Consider the following 16818-nt stretch of genomic DNA (forward strand, 5'->3'; position numbering starts at 1 on the left):
CAGTGAGGAGCACTTTCGATGAGACTTCGCGCCCTCGCCTCGCTGGCGGCCGCGGCACTGCTGAGTGCCGGCCTGGCCGCCTGCGGGGGCGACACTTCCGCCCCGGCCGCCGTCACGCCGGCCGGGGCGGCGGCGTTCCCGGTGACGATCGAGCACAAGTTCGGCAGCACCACGATCAAGGCCGAGCCGCGGCGCGTCGTCACGGTCGGCTGGAACGACCAGGACTTCGCGTTGTCGCTCGGCACGACTCCGGTGAGCACCCGGGAATGGTTCACCGAGTACCCGTCGTACCCCTGGGTCTCGGCGAAGTTGAACGGCGCCAAGCTGCCGACGTTCTCGGCCGAGATCAACTACGAGGCGATCATCAAGGAGCGGCCCGATCTCATCCTGGCCATCTACGAGACGGTGACCAAGGAGACGTACGAGAAGCTGTCCCAGATCGCGCCCACGGTGATCCAGTCGTCGAAGTACCCCGACGAGGAGACGCCCTGGGACGTGCAGACGCTGACCACCGGCAAGGCGCTCGGTAAAGAGGCCGAGGCGCGGGCCCTGGTCGACAAGGTGAACGCCAAGGTGGCCGAGGCCAAGAAGGCCAATCCGCAGTTCGCCGGCAAGACCCTGGTCGTCGACTACGGCCCCGAGAAGGGCCAGCACTGGCTGCTGCCCCAGGGCGACCCGCGGCGCAGCCTGTTCGACGCGCTCGGCTTCGCCACCCAGGAACAGGGCGAGGAGGTCAGCGAGGAACGCCTCGACCTGCTCGACCGCGACGTGCTGCTGGTCGAGGGCGCCACCAAGGAGGCCATGCTGGCCTCGCCGGTCTTCAGCCGGCTGAAGGTCGTGACCGAGGACCGCACGATCTACACGCCGTTCGAGTCGCCGCTGGCCGGTGCGCTGTCCTACAGCGGGCCGGACGCGCTGCTCTACGCCATCGACGAGCTGGTGCCCCAGCTGTCACGAGCCGCCCAGTAGCAGCAGGCGCAGGCGGCGCAGCAGGTCGTCCGGCTTGAACGGCTTCACCACGTAGTCACCGGCACCGACGTGGAACCCGAAGTCCACGTCGAGGTCGCGGGCCCGGCCACTGACCATGAGCACCGGGATGCCGGTCGTCGCGGCCGAGGCGCGCAACTGGTGGCAGACGGTGAGGCCGTCCAGGCCGGGCATGTCGATGTCGAGGATGACCGCGTCCGGGCGGTTCGCGCGGACCATGTCCAGGGCCGTCGCGCCGTTGTCGGCGGCGATCACGCGGAAGCCGGCCCGCTCGAGCTTGAACGTCATCAGGTCGCGGACGTCCTCGTCGTCGTCGGCCACCAGCACGACCGGATCGTCGGCCGGGCGCCAGCTCGCCATGCCCGAGTCATCCAGCTTGAAGGACAGCTTCATGGCCCCACCATCGGCTCCCGCCCGGCGCGCTTGAGCGAAGTCAGCCGCGACTCTGCCAGGCGGACCAGAGCGTGGCGTAACGCCCGCCCGCCGCGACCAGGTCGTCGTGGGTGCCCTCCTCCAGCACCGAGCCGTGTTCGAGCACGATGATCCGGTCGGCCCCGGCGGCCTGGGTGAGCCGGTGGGCGACCAGCAGGGTCGTCCGGCCCTTGGTGGCGCACAGCGCGGACTCCTCCAGCTCCCGGGCGCCGGCGCTGCCGGCCTCGGCGGTGGCCTCGTCGAGCACGGCCACGGCCGGGTCGAGCAGGACGAGCCGGGCCAGGGCGAGCTGCTGGCCCTGGGCGGCGGTCAGCGGGTGACCGCCCTCGCCGACCATGGTGTCCAGGCCGTCGGGCAGGGCGCGGGCCCAGTCGAGGGCGCCGACCCGCTCCAGGGCGGCCTCGGCCTCCTCCCGGTCGGCCGAGGGCGCGGCCAGCCGCAGGTCCTCGATCAGCGGCCCGGCGAAGACGTGCGTCTCCTGGCTGATGATCGCCACGATGCCGGGCGCGAGCTGGTCGACCGGCACGCCACCGACGGCGGCCGTGCCCTCCGAGGGCCGCAGGATGCCGGCGGCGATGGAGGCGACGGTCGTCTTGCCGGCGCCGGTGGAGCCGACCAGCGCGACCCGCTCACCGGGCGCGACCCGCAGGCTGATCCCGTCGAGCACCTTGACCCGATCGTCATAGCCGAAGGTCACATTCCGCAAGGTCAGTTCGGCCGTACGCAACGGCGCCGTCCCCGCCGGCGCGACCGGCAGCGTGCCCACACCGACCAGCCGGGCCAGCCCCGCCCCCGCGGCCTGGATCTCGTCGAAGGTGAACAGGATCATCGAGATCGGGTTGAAGAGCCGGTGGAAGAGCACGGCCGCGGCCGCGGTCTCACCGACGGTGACCCAGCCCTCCCGCACGAACCAGAAACCGGCCACCAGGATCGTGGCCAGGCCGAGCAGCTCGGCCCGGTTGATCCGCCCGACGAACCGGGTGAAGAGCGTGAAAACGCCGACCGACAGATCACGGGCCCGGGCCGAGGCGTCGTCGATCGAGTTCAGGTGGCGGCGCTCCAGGCGATAGGCGTGCACGGTCCGCACACCCTGAAGGCTCTCCATGAGCAACTGCGAGCGGGCGCCGATGGCCGAGCGCTCGGCGGCGTAGATCGGCGCCGACCGCGGCAGATACCAGCGAAGAGCCAGAAGATAGGAGGGTACGGCGGCGAGCCCGGCCACGCCGAGCCGCCAGTCCAGCCCGAACATGGCGGCCAGGCTGAGCACGCCGAGCAACAGCGCCGAGATGACGGTCGGCAGCACCTCGCCGGCGGCGTTGCCGACGGCGGCGACATCGGCGCCGACCCGGGAGAGAAGGTCACCGCGCCCGGCCCGGTCGAGGGTCTGCCCCGGCAGGCGCAGCGCGACCCCGACGGTCTCCTCCCGCAGCCGGGCCAGGATGCGCTCCCCGAGCCGGCTCACGAGGGTGGTGGTGGTGCCGGCCGCGATACCGCCGATGAGGGCGGCCACGACGACGATCACGGCGATGGGCACGAGGCTCGTATGCGAGGCGTCGTCCCGTACGAGATCGACCAGCCGGCCGAGCGCCGTGACCGGAACCACCGAGGCCCCGGCCGCGACCAGCCCGACGGCGAAGGTGAGGGCCAGCTCCCCCTTGCGCTGCCGCAGCTGCCGGCAGAGCCAGGCCCACGTCTCCCCGGTCGACGCGATGGGCAGAGAAGGATCGCTCACCGGAGCACCGCCGCGCGGTAGGTCTCGTCCGTGGCGGCCAGCGACGCGTGCGTGCCCGTGGCCACCACCTCGCCGTCGCGCAGGACGATCACGCGGTCGGTGACCGCCAGCAGCGCCGGGCTCGTCGTGACCAGCAGCGTGCCCAGCGTCGAGCCCGGCCGGTGCCGCAGATCCCGGATCCCCCGTGCGATCGCGTGCTCGGTCACCGCGTCCACCGCCGTCGTCGGCTCGTGCAACACCAGCAACTTCGGCTCGGCCAGCAGCGCGCGGGCCAGCGCCAGCCGCTGCCTCTGCCCTCCGCTCAGCGCCGCGCCCCGATCCGCGATCGCGTGGTCGAGTCCGTCGGGATGCGCCGCCACGACGTCGTCCGCCGCCGACGCCCCGAGCACGTCGGCCAGGCCAGATTTCTCCGGGTTGATCAGGTTCTGCCGGATCGTGCCGGAGAAGAGCTCGGGATGATGCGGCGCGACCAGCACGTCCGGTGAACCGTCGTCGAAGAGCTCGACGAGAGCGGCCGCGTCCGACTCGGCCACCACGCCGACGCACTCCCCACCCCGTACGGAAGGAATGGGAATTTGACCTGGGGGTGGGTTTTCCGGCGAAACGGAGAGAACCGACGCGATCCGCTCGGCCGAGGCCCGCGACGACGCGATCCACCCGGGCGCCGCCGAGAGCGTCCCGAACGGCTCGCCGAGGAACGCCGCCAGCCCGATCACGGTCACCAGCTCGCCCGGAGTGATCCGCCCGCTCAGCGCGAACCATCCCGCCAGGATCGCGATCCCGCAGGCCAGCAGCGTGCTCACGGTGGACGAGGCCGCCTGGAAGCGCCCCATCGTCCGCGCCGCCCGCAGCGTCGCCTCCAGCGACTCCCCGCTCACCTCGCGATAGCGATGGGCCGCCGCCTCCTGCGCCCCGATTCCCCGCAAAGGACGCAACCCGGTCACCAGATCGGTCGCCAGCGACGCCGCCCGCCCGGCCACCTCCTGCCGGGCCGCGACCCGCTTCGTGATTCTGGGAGCCGCCCTTTGCAACGCCAGGAGCACCAGAGGTGTCCCTATAAGTACGACCAGTCCCAGCCGTACGGAGATGAGGCAGAGCCCGACCGCCGAAATGGCCGTGGCGACCAGCGCGCCGAAAAGGCGCGGCAGATAGTCCAGCAGATAGGAGGTGGTGTCGGCGTCGGTCGTCGAGATCGTCAGCACGTCGCCCGTGCGCACCTCGGTCCGCGGGTCGAGGACCTTCGCCGCGACCTCCAGCCGCAGCAGGTGGGCCTCGTCGGCGATCGCCCGCATCAGCAGGCGCGCGCCCATGCGATAGGCCGTGGTCAGGGCCAGGAAGAGCACCGCCAGCACGCCTACCCAGAGCACCAGCTGGCCCAGGTCACGGGTGGCCACCGCCCGGTCGACGATCACCCCGATGAGGATCGGCACCAGCGCCTCGCAGGCCTGGTGCACGCCGATGAGGAAGGTGCCGAGTGAGACCTTGCCCCGGTTGCGGGCGAGCGCCCGCCAGAGGATGTTCACGGCCGCTGCCGGGGGATGCTGCGTCTCGGAATGACGAGCGGGCTGCCCGCCTCCGGATCGGTGATGATCCGGCACGGCAGTCCGAAGACGTCGCCCACGAGCTCGGCCGTGATCACGTCGGTGGGCTCGCCCTGTGACACGATCCGCCCGTCCTTCATGACCACCACGTGGTCGGCGTAGCGGGCGGCCTGGTTCAGGTCGTGCAGCACCGCGACCATCGTCGTGCCCTGCTCACGGTTGAGCCGTACGCACAGCTCGAGCAGTTCGATCTGGTGGGCGATGTCGAGGAAGGTGGTCGGCTCGTCGAGCAGCACGATAGGTGTCCGCTGGGCGAGCACCATGGCCACCCAGACCCGCTGGCGCTGCCCGCCGGAGAGGGTGTCGACCAGTTCGCCGGAGAGCTCGCTGACCCCGGTCGCGGCCATCGCCTCGACCACGGCCTCCTCGTCGGCCGCGGTCCACTGCCTGATCAGCGTCTGGTGCGGGAACCGGCCGCGGGCGACCAGGTCGGCGACCGTGATGCCGTCCGGGGCGATCGAGGTCTGCGGCAGCAGCCCGAGCCGGCGCGCGACCTGCTTGGCCGGTTTGGCGTGGATGTCGGCCCCGTCCAGCAGGACGGTGCCCGACCGCGGCTTGAGCAGCCGGGAGAGCGCCCGCAGGAGCGTCGACTTCCCGCACGCGTTCGGTCCGATGATCGCCGTGAACCTGCCCTCGGGCACCTCCAGGCTCAAATGCTCGCTGATCGTCTTCCGGTCGTAGCCGACCGTGACGTCATGCGCCGCGAGACTCACTGCTTCCTCCCCTGCCGCAGCAGCATCCACACGAAATAGGTCCCGCCCACCGCGACGGTGACCACGCCGACCGGCAACTGGGTCGGCGCGAAGGCGTGCTGCGCCAGCCAGTCGCTGACGACCAGCACCAGCGCGCCCATCGCCGCGGCGGGCATCATGGCGATCCCGGACGTGCGGGTGAGCCGTTGTGCCAGCTGCGGCGCGGCCAGCGCCACGAACGAGATCGGCCCGGCCACGGCGGTGGTGGCCGCGGTGAGGCCGACGCCGATGATCAGATAGGCCAGGCGGGACGCCTCGACCCGCACGCCGAGGGCGGCGGCCGCGTCCTCACCCATCTCCAGCAGGGACAGCCGCCCGCCGAGCGCGATCAACGCCACGACCAGCACGGCGAGCACCACGACGACCGGGCCGACGCTGCGCCAGCCGAGCCCGTTGAGTGTCCCCTGCCCCCAGATCGCCGCCGACACGGCCACCTGGAGTTTCACCTTCATGATGAACCACTGGTTGACCGACACGAGAACCGCGCTGACCGCGATCCCCACGATGATCAGCCGAAACCCTTGGACCCCGCGGCGGTACGCCAACAGGTAGACCCCGGCCGCGGTGGCGAGCCCGCCGACGAGCGCGCCGGTCACGGTGGCGGCGTAGCCGGCCCCGACGGTGACGGTGGCGACCAGCACCCCCGTGTAGGCCCCGGTGTTGAAGCCGATCACGTCCGGACTGCCGAGCGGATTCCGGGTGAGCGCCTGGAAGATCGCCCCGGCCACGCCGAGCGCCGCTCCGACGATCAGCGCCAGCAGAACCCGGGGCAACCGCCAATCGACGACGACCAGCCGGTACGCCCCCTCGCCCTGCCCGGTCAGAGCCTTGACCACTTCACCGGGCGGAACCGTGAACTCCCCAGTGGACAGTGCCAGCACGGCAACGGCCAGAGCCACACCGGCCAGAACGACACAGACGACCAGTGGCCGCACCGGCACGCGGGCCACCGGCCGCAGCACAATCGTGCGGCGCCCGAAATCAACGCTCATGAACGCCCGGCCCCACCCGGCGAATCCAAGCTCGCCACACTCGAACCGGCTGCACCCACATCCACGCACCGACCGGCCGCACCCACGCCTGTCGCGCTTCCACCGCGACCGCCACGCGCCACCCTCACCACGCGCCGCCCGCGGCCGGCTCCGTCCACGCCCACCGCGCGCCGACCCGCCTCATCCGCGCCCACCGCGCGCCGACCCGCCTCATCCGCGCCCACCGCGCGCCGCACTGCTCCATCCATGTCCACCGCGCGCCGACGGCCGCCGCCACGGGCCGCGTTCATCGGGTGCCGGCGCCGGCCGGCTTGATCCACGTTCATCGGGTACCGACCTTGGCCCGGCGGATCCACCAGATCAAGACCGGAGCGCCCACGAAAGCGGTCACCAGCCCGACCGGCAACTCGCCGGGCCGGATGACGAGCCGGCCCGCGATGTCGGCCAGCAGCATCAAGATCGGCCCGCAGACGATCGTGTAGGCGAAGATCCAGCGCTGATCGGGCCCGGCGAATCCGCGCACCAGGTGCGGAATCATCAGGCCCACGAAGCCGATCGGCCCGGCCGCCGCCGTCGCCGCCCCGGCCAGCAGCATCACCGAGAGCACGGCCAGGATCCGGGTACGGGTGATGTTCGCACCGAGCGTGCGGGCCAGGTCGTCGCCGAGCGCGACCGCGTTCAGCTCCTTCGCCACCAGCACCGCCAGGAGCGTGCCGGCCAGGATGAACGGCAGGATCGTGACGACCACGTCGAGTGGCCGCCCGGCGATCGAGCCCGCGTCCCAGAACCGTAGGTAGTCGAACGCGCGCGGCCGCACCAGCCGGATTCCGGCCGAGACGCCGTCGAGCACCGCCCCGAGCGCGACGCCGGCCAGGGTCAGCCGGATCGGGGTCGCACCGCCACGCCCGGCCGAGCCGAGCAGGTAGACCAGGATGAGCGCGACCGCCACCCCGCCGAAGCCGAACCACAGGTACCGGCTCACCTCGGTCAGCCCCAGAAAGCCGACCGCGAAGACCATCAGCAGCGAGGCCCCGGAGTTGACGCCGAGGATCTGGGTGTCGGCCAGCGGATTGCGGGTGACCGCCTGGATGACCGCGCCCGACAACCCGAACGCGATGCCGGTGAGCAGTCCGAGCAGGGTCCGGGGCACGCGCAGCTCGCGAACGATCGTCTGGTCGTCAGTGCCGGCGTAGTGGGCGAAGGCGTCCCAGACCGTTCCCGGGGGGATCGTCCGGGTGCCGACGGCGACGCTCAGGGCGCAGACCGCGGCGAGCACGGCGATCGCGACCACCAGTCCCGGGCCGCGCCGGGTGTCCGGGCGCGCGGATGTTGCAGCGCGCGTCAGAACCATGACGGAAGGCTAGCCTAACCAACTCTCCGTTCCGTGATCACCTTCATGTTCGGCGATCTTGTGACTCTGTGTGATGAGAGCCGCTTTCACTCTCCGTAATTTCAGCCTATAGTGGGAGACGCCTGGTTGGTCCGATTCACCCGTAAGGAACGCTCCCATGACGCTCCCCGTCCTGCACGCCGACGCCACGTACCGTGACCTCGCGCCGATGATCCACCGTCAGCGTCTTGTCGTGGAGGGTTACCCCACGTATGTGATCACCGCCGAGCACATCAAGGACTACCTGTCGAAGCTCTCGGTCGTGACCGACATGATCACGCTGATCGAGCCGGTGACCCACTGCAGCGACCTGTACGGCTGGGCCGGCTGGATCCACTGGGAGACCTCGGGCGCCCACTTCTACTCGTGGGAGCGCCCGGTCTCGTTCTTCAGCGTCGACATCTACACCTGCAAGGCCTTCGACCCGGAGAAGGTCGTGGCGTTCACGGCCGAGTACTTCCGCACCACCGAGATCGTCGCGAAGGGCTTCTGATGTCCTACTCGCTCTCGTTCTCCGAGGTCAGCCTGCTCTCCGCCGCCGCGCTGGACGCGCACCCGTCGGCCGGCCGCTTCGTCGCCCTGGCCGTCGGCCCGTCCGACCCGATGGCCGGGGTGGCCCGCACGGTCGAGCGCCAGGTGTTCGAGCAGACGTTCGGCAACGACGCCGACGAGATGGCCGCCGAGTACGGCCCGTACGAGGAAAGCAGCCTTTTCTTTCTGGTCCTCGACCGCCGCACCGGCATGCCGGCGGGCGCCGGGCGCGTGATCGACGGCGGCGGAAAGACGCTCGACGAGGCGCCCGACCTGATCGGCCAGGACCTGTCCGAGATCGTCGCCGCGCACCAGATGCACGACGGCCGGATCTGGGACTTCGCCACCGTCGGCGTGCTGCCCGCCTATCGGGGCGGGAAGTCGGGCCTGATGGTGAGCTCGCTGCTCTATCGCACGTTCCTCAAGGCGGGACACCGCGCCGGCGTACGGCATCTCGTCGCCCTGCTGGACCACCGGGCCCACCGCAACCTGGCCCTCCTGGGCGTTCCGTTCGTCCCGATGGCCGGTTCGGTCCCGTTCGCCTACCTCGGTTCGCCGTCGACGATGGCCCTGCACGTGCCATTCGCCGAGATCGAGCCGTCCCTGGCTCGGCAGAGCCGCCTGCTCCGCCGCCTGGGCGCCCCGTTCAGCGGCGAGATCCGCGCCAAGGGCCTCCGCCGCCTGGTGATCCGCCGCCTGGGCGCCAAGATCTCGCACCAGGTCTCCACCGGCTCGGGCCTGGACGCGCACATCGCCCTTCCGGGTCTGGAGCGCCGCCGCCCCTTGACGGCGCCCTACCAGCGCTGAAGCCGGGCCGAGAGGACCGAGAGGGCCGCGACGCCCGCCGTCGAGGTGCGCAGCACTTCACGGCCGAGACGAACGGCAACGGCACCGGCTTGTACGAAGGTGTCGCGCTCGGCGTCGCTGATGCCACCCTCGGGACCGACCACCAGAACGATCTCCCCCTGTCCCGGCAGGTCCGCTGTGGTGAGACGTTCGGTGGCCTCCTCGTGCAGGACGAAGGCCGCGGCGGCCTCGGAGAGCCGGCTGGTGACCTGCTTGGTCGAGCAGTCCGGATCGCCGCCGACCTCGGGCAGCCAGGCGCGGCGGGCCTGCTTGGCCGCCTCGCGGGCGGTCGACGCCCAGCGGTCGCGCGACTTGAAGCCCCGATCGCCACGCCACTGGGCCACCGACCGGGACGCCGCCCACGGCAGGATCTCGTCGACGCCGATCTCGGTCATCGCCTGCACGGCCAGCTCACCACGGTCACCTTTGGCGATGCCCTGCACGACGACCAGACGCGGATCGGGCGCCGGCACCAGCTCGCGCTCGACGACCTCGACGTCGACGCTGCCCTTGCCCACCGCGGTCACACGCGCGGTCACGCTGCCGCCACGCCCGTCGGCGAGGATCAGCGGCTCACCGGCCCGGAGCCGCTGAACGGTGGCGGCGTGGTGCCCCTCGGGCCCGTCAAGCGTGCAGGTGGCCCCGACGGGCAGGGCATCAACCAGGAAGAGCGGCGCAGACACTCCCGCACGCTACCGAACCGCGCTGCCACTCCGCCGCTCAGTCACCCTTCCCCGTCTCGGGCCCGGCGTTCCCGTTCTTCCTGGGCGGCCGCCGGTAGAGCCGGTCGATGTCGTCGTCGTACCCGACCGCACCGCCTCCGCTGACCGCGCCGCGTCCGTTGATCGAGCCGCCGGCGTCACGGCTGCCGTTCATCCCGGCCGTGGCGCCCGCGACCGCCCCGCCGCCGCCGCGTTCTGTCGGCGAGCCGCTGCGTTCCGTCGGCGAGCCGCTGCGGCCTGTCGCCGGGCCGCCGCGCCTCTCGTCGTCCCGGACCGCGTCGATGCCGCCGCTGTTGCGGATGCGGGTCAGCGCGGCGTCCCACTCGTCCGGTTTGCCGTCGGTGGTGGCCGCGCCGGTACGGAACCCCACGAAGTGGTCGGCGTGTGCCACCGCCGCCCACGACAGTCCGACCACGACGGCCAGGGCGGCCAGCGCGCCCAGCCCTTGAGCGAAGTCTTCGAACCACTGGTACCAGGCCGGATAGAGCACCGCTTTGATCTCGGCGATCCGCTCCGTCTGCGTGGTCCAGGTCAGCGTCTCGTAGTAGTCCCGCAGATAGCTCGGCTGGCTCGCGTCGGCCCCGATGCCCATGATCGCGATCAGGAAGAACGCGAACCCCACCCCGAGCGCCCAACTCCGCGCCCATCTCCGGCCGCGACGGATCATCGGGGCCAACATTCCGTACGCCATGGCGGCGATCCCCAGAACGATCAAGGTGACCGCTCCGTCGCCGTTCCGCAGGAGCGCGGGCTCGTTGACCCCGTACTCATCCTTGATCTCGGTCATGATCGCGGTCAGCCGCGCGGCGTCGCCGGAAGCCCACCACGTCAGGTCGAGCACCCCGGCGGACACCAGCAGCACTCCGGCCGGCACCATCAGCCAGGCCAGCAACGTGATCACCCGAACGCCGCGGGGGACATCGCTCCCCGTCATGACGGAATGCTAGTCCCGTAACCACGTGCGGCTCCATGGCCGAACGGCCGATGCCTCACCAATTCTGCGGCGCCTGCTGCCGGGTCGTCACATTGATCCGGTTGAACAGGTTCGTGGTGGCGATCCACAACACGATCGCCGCCAGTCCACTGTCGTCGAAATGCTTGGCCGCCTCGTCCCAGACGTCGTCCGGCACAGCATCGGACCGGTCGGCAAGCCGCGTCGCCGACTCGGCCAGGGCGAGCGCCGCCCGTTCGGCATCGGTGAAGTACGGCGTCTCGCGCCACACGGCGATCGCGAAGAGCCGCTCGTCCGTCTCACCGTTCTTGCGGGCGGCCCGCGCTCCCGAGTCGACGCAGGGCCCACAGCCGTTGATCTGGCTGGCCCGCAGATGCACCAGTTCCAGAGTGCTGCTGGGCACTCCCGCCGAGTGCGCCGCCTTGTAGAGCAGGTTGATCGCCTTGACCGCGTCCGGAAGCAGTTCCGCCGGGTTCTCGAGCCGTGCCTGCATGATGTCTCCTCCGACTGGGCGCGTCACATCCGCGCGTTCTCATCCGTCGGCAGGTCGACGGACCGGAGAGCCACTCTGTGACCGATGTGGCGCCCGCCACATGAATCGGTCACGATCGTCGTCAGAAAGGCACCAGAGGATGGACGTGCATGACCGCTTCGAGGCGAACCGCCCACGCTTGCGAGCCGTGGCCCACCGCATGCTCGGCTCAACAACCGAGGCGGAGGACGCCGTCCAGGAGGCTTGGCTGCGCCTGAACCGCACCGCCCCCGACACGATCGACAATTTGGACGCCTGGCTGACCACGGTGGTAGGCCGGGTCTGCCTGGACATGCTGCGCTCCCGAACCACGCGCCGCGAGGATTCCTACGAGACCGAACCTCCCACACACCCCACGGCTCCCACCCCCGAACAGGAGACGTTGCTGGCCGACTCGGTGGGCCTGGCCCTGATGGTCGTCCTGGAAACACTGTCCCCCGTGGAGCGCCTGGCTTTCGTCCTGCACGACCTCTTCGCCGTACCGTTCGACGAGATCGCCCCCATAGTCGCCCGCTCCCCCGAAGCCACCCGCCAGTTGGCCAGCCGAGCCCGCCGCCGCATCCAGTCCCCCTCACCACAGCCCGCACCCGCGGATCAGCCGGCCAGACGTGACCTCGTAGACGCCTTCCTGGCCGCTTCCCGGGCCGGCGATTTCGTCAAACTGCTGAGCCTGCTGGACCCCGACGTCCGCCTCCGGGTGGACGAGGCCGGCCGCCGCTTGGGCGCCCCCGCCGAGGTAGAGGGCTCAACCCTCGTGGCCCAGTTCTTCTCGGGCCGAGCCGCAGCCGCAGTCACCGCCCTCATCAACGGCACCGTGGGCATCGCCGTAGCCCCAGGCGGCAAGACCCGAATCGCCGTCCTGCTCACCTTCGAGTCCGGCCACATCACCGCCATGCAAGCCATAGCCGACCCCTCCCACCTGTCCACGCTGACGATCAACCCGCTGTAGCCGCAACACCGGACCAGGCCCGCCCAAACCACGCCGGAGCCCGCGCGGCGTTCGGCCGGCGGCCGGGCCGCCTCCCGGATCGGGTCGGGTGAGGTGTGGCGGCACCTCACCCTTCGCTCGATCCGGGAGACGGGGATCGAGGGCGCCTCGGAACAACCGGCTCCGCATGGCCGCGCAACGGGAGGAGGTGGCGCGCCGCCCGGGCCGGGACACCGGAGGGAAGCGGACAGCGACGGCCGCGAGAGGTGAAGTTCCCCCAACCGATGATCGACATGCGGAGATCTCAGAACGCCAGCACTATGCGGCCACGAGCCTCCCCCTTCGCCTGCCGCTGCCACGCCTCGGCGACGGACTCGAACGGCACCACCTCGTGATCGACGACGAGCCGACCCGCCACCGCGTGGCCGGCGATCGCACGCAGTGACTCGGCCCGCTCGGCGGGCGAAAGCGCGTTGTTGGTGTAGCCGATGATCCGCAGGGAGCCGCCGCGCAGGACCGCCGACTCGAACGGTGCCTCCGCGCCGGCCGCGCTACCGAGGTTGATCAGGCGCCCGCCCGGACGCAACACCCGCAGCGCCGCCGCAGCCGGCACCCCGAAGACCGGATCGAGCACGAGATCGACCGGCCCGTCCACGGCTTCCCGCAGGGCGTCGGCCACAGTGGACACATTATCGCCCGGCGTGAACGGCACGGCCGCCGCCGCACCTAGCTCGACGGCTCGATCTCGCGCGGTTCCCGACCGGGCCACCGCGACGACCCGGCGGGCACCGGCCAGCAATGCCAGCTGAATCGCGGCCTGGCCCACCACTCCCCCGCCTCCGAGCACGACGACCTGCTCACCGGCGGCCAGCCCGCCCGAGCGGATCAGTGCCGAGTGCGCCGCCACCGCCGACAACCCCAGGGCCGCGATCAACGGCAGGGGCACGTCCGGCGGAAGCTCCACGACGTCGTCCGCCGGCACCACGACCTGCGCGGCCATGCTGCCGTCACCGGGGCGCATGCCGGCCGTGGTGGCGAACCAGACCGGCGTCCCGTCCTCGCGATGCCCGACACCCTGCACGCCCGGCACGTACGGCGTCGCCGGCGTACCGAAATAGCTGGTGCCCGAGGCGCAGAGCAGGTCGAGCGGGGTGATCGGCACGGCCGCCACCGTGATCGGCAGGAGGCCGTCGCCGGGTGACGGCGCGGGCCGCTCGGTCGCCGCCGGCGGCGACCCGCACACGGTCAGCACGGCCGCGCGGATCATGTCGCGATGTCCGGGTACGGCAGCGCGAAGTGGGCCAGGCGCACCCCGAACGCCTTCTGATATTCCAGCGGCTCCGTGTTGTCCCGCTCGAACATCGCGATGAACAGCGTCAGCGTGAGGAACGGGTGCGCGCCCAGCTCGAAGAGGCGCACGTGATCGTGCGCGATGAGCGCTTCCCGCTCGGCGTCGGAGAAGCGCAGCCACGTGCTCGCCTCGCCGGTGTGACAGTTGAGCACCGAGTTGGCCCGCTCGGCCTCCCACCAGGTCACCATCTCACGCGGCTCGTCCCGGTACCGCTCCACCAGCTCCGGATCGCGATCCACTGTGTACAGGAACTTGTTCAGCAGGTATTTGCTCACGCCGGAACTCCGTTCGGATACCAGGTGAAGTAGGCCTCCATGGTGTGGAACAGGTCGAGCGTGTCGACGTGATGGGCCTTGGCGCCCGCTCCGGCCACGCCCATCATCAGCATGAAGTCCATGAACCCGTGAGTGGCGTTGCCCGGCGAGTGGAGGCTTTCCAGCGTCACCTCGCGCAGGCAGTTGTCGAGGTCGCCACTGGCGATCCACTCGACCGCCCGCCGGTCGAATTCCGGGTCGGGACCGTGGGGACCGAACTGGCGCGGCCCGCCCAGTTCCAGCGACAGATGGCCGGTTCCGATGATCGCGACCCGCAGGTCGGACGGCCACTGCTCGACGATCTGCCGGATGGTCTCGCCGAGCTTGACGAAGCGCGAGGGCTGCGGCAGCGGCGGCGCGAAGATGTTGGTGTAGATCGGCACGATCGGCAGATCGGCCTCGGGCCGCAGTGTGATGATCGGGCACGTGATGCTGTGGTCGATCCGCAGCTCGTTGCTGAACGCCAGGTCGAACCCGGCGTCGAGGCCGGCCCGCAACACGTGCGACGAAAGGTCTTCCTGGCCCTTGAGCAGCATGCGAGGCAGGCCGAACTCGCGCTCCTCGTTGTACCAGTTCGCGTCGTAGAAGGGCGCCTTGCCAACGAGGAACTGCGGCATGTTGTCGAGCCAGAGCTGATGGAAGTGGTCGGAGCCGACCATGACCAGCACGTCCGGGTTGGCGCGGGTGAGGGTCTCGCGGAACGCCAGGATCTTGCGGGTCCACTCGTCGGCGAAGGGCGGCCTGTCCTCCCCCGTCGCCGTGCTGGCCTTGTAGTAGAACGGGTGATGGGTGGAGGCGATGACCGCGACGATGCTGGCCATAGTCAGTCCTCTCGGGGTTCGTAGACGGCGTTACGGTCGACGGTTTTGTAGATCTCCATGCCGAGCGGCCGGCGGCGCTCCTCGGCGAGGTGCCCGAGCAGACCCGCCGCCCGGGCCAGCAGGGCGAAGCCCCGCAGCAGGTCGGTGGGCAGTCCCAGGTCGGCGAGAGCGGCGCCGCACACCCCGGCGCCGTTGAGCGGCAGCTTGCGCCCGAGCACCTGGGGATGGACCCGCCCGATGGCCTCGAACAGGCGCAGGTGCGGGCCACGCAGTCCTTCCGCCTCGGCGATCGCGATCAGCACGGGCGTGCGCGGATCCTCGTCCTTGTGCACCGGATGGCCGAGACCTGGGACGAACCGGCCCTCCTGTTTGGCGCGGCGCACGGCTTCCAGCGCGATGACGTCGTAGTCGCGCTCGGTCCCGGCCTCGATCAGCGTGTCGGCGAGGAAGCGGCCGCAGTCCTCGGTCACCCCGAGGAACCGGGAGCCGCCGCCGAGGAGACCGGCGGCGAGGGCGCCCTGCAACGCTTCCGGGGCCGAGAGGTACGTGAGGCGCGCGGCGATCGCGGTCGGCGTGAAGCCGTGGTCGGCGAGCGCCACGAGCACCGCCTCGAAGACGCGCACCTCACCCGGGGTGGGTCGCCGGCCGGCGACCAGCCAGTAGGCCAGCTCGCCGAAGCCGACCTTGCCCATCAGGTCGGCGGCGAGGTCCTGGCCCAGCAGCGAGATGCTCGTCGGCGTCGACGTGCCGATGCCGGTCGGAAAGGTCAGCTCCTCAGCCACTTGCGGATCTCCTCGCCGTGCTCGTCCAGGCCGGGCGGCGGCAGCTCGTACCGCGCCGGGGTCCCGGAGAAGGTGATGGGGTTACGGACGCCGGGCACGTCGCCCACGGTGACGACCGGGTCGAGCCCGAGCTCCTCGGCCATCGCCACCCCGCCGTCGATCGTGTTGATCGGCGCACACGGCACGCCGGCCGCGATCAGGTCGCGGAACCACTCGTCCTTGGTCCGGGTCATCAGCCGCTCGACGAGCAACGGGCGCAGGTCGGCGCGGTTGGCCGTACGGTCCTGGTTGCGGCCGAAGCGCGGGTCGGACGGCAGGTCGGGCAGGCCGAGCACCTGGCACAGCTTGCGGAACTGCCCGTCGTTGCCGGCGATGACGATCAGTTCGCCGTCGGCGGTGGGCAGCGGCTCGTACGGGAACAGGCTGGGGTGCGCGTTGCCCATCCGATAGGGCACGGTGCCGCCGGCGACGTACCCGCTGGAATGGTTGACCAGGCCCGAGAGAGCCGAGCTGAGCAGGTTGACCTCGATGTGCTGGCCACGCCCGCTCTCGGCGCGAGAGTGCAGGGCGGCCAGAATGCCGATGTTGGCGTGCATGCCGGCCATCACGTCGAAGACCGAGATGCCGGCGCGGTAGGCCGGGCCCTCGGGGTCGCCCGTGAGGCTCATCAGACCGGAGATGGCCTGGATCATCAGGTCGTACCCGGGAAGGTCGGCGCCGGCGCCGGACCCGAAGCCACTGATGCTCGCGTAGACGATCGCGGGGTTGGCCGCGGCGACGGACTCGTAGTCGAGACCGAAGCGGGCCAGGCCGCCGGGCCGGAAATTCTGGATCATGACGTCGGCGCGACGGGCGAGCTCACGCGCGGCGGCCAGGTCGTCGGGATCCTTGAGGTCAAGGGCGATCGAGCGTTTGTTGCGGTTGATGCCCAGGTAGTACGTCGAGACGCCGTCGCGGGTGGGCGGCATCCACGTGCGTGTGTCGTCGCCGCCCGGGCCCTCCACCTTGATCACCTGCGCGCCGAGGTCGGCCAGCAGCATCGTCGCGTAAGGCCCGGCGAGGATCCTCGAGAAATCCGCCACCAGCAAGCCGTTCAATGGTCCCATCGATCCCAACCGCCGTTCTGCGGACATCTGTCCGCCGGACCAGCCTC

Annotated in this window: 18 protein-coding genes; 4 read left to right on the forward strand and 14 right to left on the reverse strand. The window is 70.9% G+C overall.

Going from position 1 to position 16818, the window contains the following annotated elements; genetic code table 11:
* The first annotated feature begins 18 nt into the window (after positions 1 to 18).
* Positions 19 to 969: an ABC transporter substrate-binding protein gene (locus tag ACFY36_RS49875; RefSeq protein WP_499752967.1), complete on the forward strand. Its 951-nt coding sequence runs from the start codon at positions 19 to 21 to the stop codon at positions 967 to 969.
* Here the strand turns inward: ACFY36_RS49875 and ACFY36_RS49880 are convergent.
* The 6 genes from ACFY36_RS49880 to ACFY36_RS49905 form a co-directional block, all read right to left on the reverse strand.
* Entirely contained in the window at positions 952 to 1380 is a 429-nt protein-coding gene (locus ACFY36_RS49880) for a response regulator (RefSeq protein ID WP_499752968.1), read from the reverse strand. The genes ACFY36_RS49875 and ACFY36_RS49880 overlap by 18 nt on opposite strands.
* 40 nt (positions 1381 to 1420) lie before the next feature.
* Positions 1421 to 3151, reverse strand: coding sequence for an ABC transporter ATP-binding protein (locus ACFY36_RS49885; RefSeq protein WP_499752969.1), 1731 nt, complete (start codon positions 3149 to 3151; stop codon positions 1421 to 1423).
* Positions 3148 to 4674 carry an ABC transporter transmembrane domain-containing protein gene (locus ACFY36_RS49890; protein WP_499752970.1) on the reverse strand — a complete coding sequence of 509 codons (1527 nt, stop codon included), beginning with the start codon at positions 4672 to 4674 and terminating at the stop codon, positions 3148 to 3150. Before ACFY36_RS49890 ends, ACFY36_RS49885 begins: the two co-directional genes overlap by 4 nt.
* Positions 4671 to 5465 carry an ABC transporter ATP-binding protein gene (locus tag ACFY36_RS49895; RefSeq protein ID WP_499752971.1) on the reverse strand — a complete coding sequence of 265 codons (795 nt, stop codon included), beginning with the start codon at positions 5463 to 5465 and terminating at the stop codon, positions 4671 to 4673. The genes ACFY36_RS49890 and ACFY36_RS49895 overlap by 4 nt, the downstream gene beginning before the upstream one ends.
* The gene (locus ACFY36_RS49900; protein WP_499752972.1) at positions 5462 to 6496 is read right to left on the reverse strand and encodes a FecCD family ABC transporter permease; all 1035 of its coding nucleotides are present in this window, start codon (positions 6494 to 6496) and stop codon (positions 5462 to 5464) included. Before ACFY36_RS49900 ends, ACFY36_RS49895 begins: the two co-directional genes overlap by 4 nt.
* Positions 6497 to 6818: 322 nt before the next feature.
* A complete protein-coding gene (locus ACFY36_RS49905) occupies positions 6819 to 7847 on the reverse strand; it encodes an iron chelate uptake ABC transporter family permease subunit (RefSeq protein WP_499752973.1) in 1029 nt (342 codons plus the stop codon).
* A gap of 157 nt (positions 7848 to 8004) precedes the next feature.
* Here ACFY36_RS49905 and ACFY36_RS49910 point away from each other — a divergent pair, with 157 nt between their 5' ends.
* On the forward strand, positions 8005 to 8379 hold the full coding sequence (locus ACFY36_RS49910) for an S-adenosylmethionine decarboxylase (RefSeq protein WP_498657698.1): 375 nt from the start codon (positions 8005 to 8007) through the stop codon (positions 8377 to 8379).
* Positions 8379 to 9224, forward strand: coding sequence for a hypothetical protein (locus ACFY36_RS49915; RefSeq protein ID WP_499752974.1), 846 nt, complete (start codon positions 8379 to 8381; stop codon positions 9222 to 9224). The genes ACFY36_RS49910 and ACFY36_RS49915 overlap by 1 nt, the downstream gene beginning before the upstream one ends.
* On the opposite strand, the gene ACFY36_RS49920 is transcribed toward ACFY36_RS49915, so the two are convergent.
* From ACFY36_RS49920 to ACFY36_RS49930, 3 genes are read right to left on the reverse strand one after another with little or no spacing between them, the layout of a single operon-like run.
* Positions 9212 to 9946 carry a 16S rRNA (uracil(1498)-N(3))-methyltransferase gene (locus tag ACFY36_RS49920; protein ID WP_499752975.1) on the reverse strand — a complete coding sequence of 245 codons (735 nt, stop codon included), beginning with the start codon at positions 9944 to 9946 and terminating at the stop codon, positions 9212 to 9214. The two genes, ACFY36_RS49915 and ACFY36_RS49920, sit on opposite strands and share 13 nt — an antisense overlap.
* Before the next feature lie 37 nt (positions 9947 to 9983).
* On the reverse strand, positions 9984 to 10919 hold the full coding sequence (locus ACFY36_RS49925) for a hypothetical protein (protein WP_499752976.1): 936 nt from the start codon (positions 10917 to 10919) through the stop codon (positions 9984 to 9986).
* Between the two features lie 55 nt (positions 10920 to 10974).
* The gene (locus ACFY36_RS49930) at positions 10975 to 11430 is read right to left on the reverse strand and encodes a carboxymuconolactone decarboxylase family protein (protein ID WP_499752977.1); all 456 of its coding nucleotides are present in this window, start codon (positions 11428 to 11430) and stop codon (positions 10975 to 10977) included.
* A gap of 139 nt (positions 11431 to 11569) precedes the next feature.
* Here ACFY36_RS49930 and ACFY36_RS49935 point away from each other — a divergent pair, with 139 nt between their 5' ends.
* Positions 11570 to 12418 (forward strand): sigma-70 family RNA polymerase sigma factor, encoded by an 849-nt coding sequence (locus ACFY36_RS49935; protein ID WP_499752978.1) that lies wholly within the window; start codon positions 11570 to 11572, stop codon positions 12416 to 12418.
* Positions 12419 to 12701: 283 nt separating this feature from the next.
* On the opposite strand, the gene ACFY36_RS49940 is transcribed toward ACFY36_RS49935, so the two are convergent.
* From ACFY36_RS49940 to ACFY36_RS49960, 5 genes are read right to left on the reverse strand one after another with little or no spacing between them, the layout of a single operon-like run.
* Complete coding sequence (locus tag ACFY36_RS49940) at positions 12702 to 13664, reverse strand: quinone oxidoreductase family protein (protein WP_499752979.1); 963 nt, start codon at positions 13662 to 13664, stop codon at positions 12702 to 12704.
* The gene (locus tag ACFY36_RS49945; RefSeq protein ID WP_499752980.1) at positions 13661 to 14023 is read right to left on the reverse strand and encodes a hypothetical protein; all 363 of its coding nucleotides are present in this window, start codon (positions 14021 to 14023) and stop codon (positions 13661 to 13663) included. Before ACFY36_RS49945 ends, ACFY36_RS49940 begins: the two co-directional genes overlap by 4 nt.
* Positions 14020 to 14883, reverse strand: coding sequence for a DODA-type extradiol aromatic ring-opening family dioxygenase (locus ACFY36_RS49950; protein ID WP_499752981.1), 864 nt, complete (start codon positions 14881 to 14883; stop codon positions 14020 to 14022). Before ACFY36_RS49950 ends, ACFY36_RS49945 begins: the two co-directional genes overlap by 4 nt.
* Positions 14884 to 14885: 2 nt before the next feature.
* On the reverse strand, positions 14886 to 15665 hold the full coding sequence (locus tag ACFY36_RS49955; RefSeq protein ID WP_499752982.1) for a citryl-CoA lyase: 780 nt from the start codon (positions 15663 to 15665) through the stop codon (positions 14886 to 14888).
* On the reverse strand, positions 15650 to 16771 hold the full coding sequence (locus ACFY36_RS49960; protein ID WP_499752983.1) for a CaiB/BaiF CoA transferase family protein: 1122 nt from the start codon (positions 16769 to 16771) through the stop codon (positions 15650 to 15652). Before ACFY36_RS49960 ends, ACFY36_RS49955 begins: the two co-directional genes overlap by 16 nt.
* Positions 16772 to 16818 lie beyond the last annotated feature (47 nt).

The sequence above is a fragment of the Actinoplanes sp. NPDC000266 genome, from assembly GCF_042899005.1.
Taxonomy (GTDB): Bacteria; Actinomycetota; Actinomycetes; order Mycobacteriales; family Micromonosporaceae; genus Actinoplanes.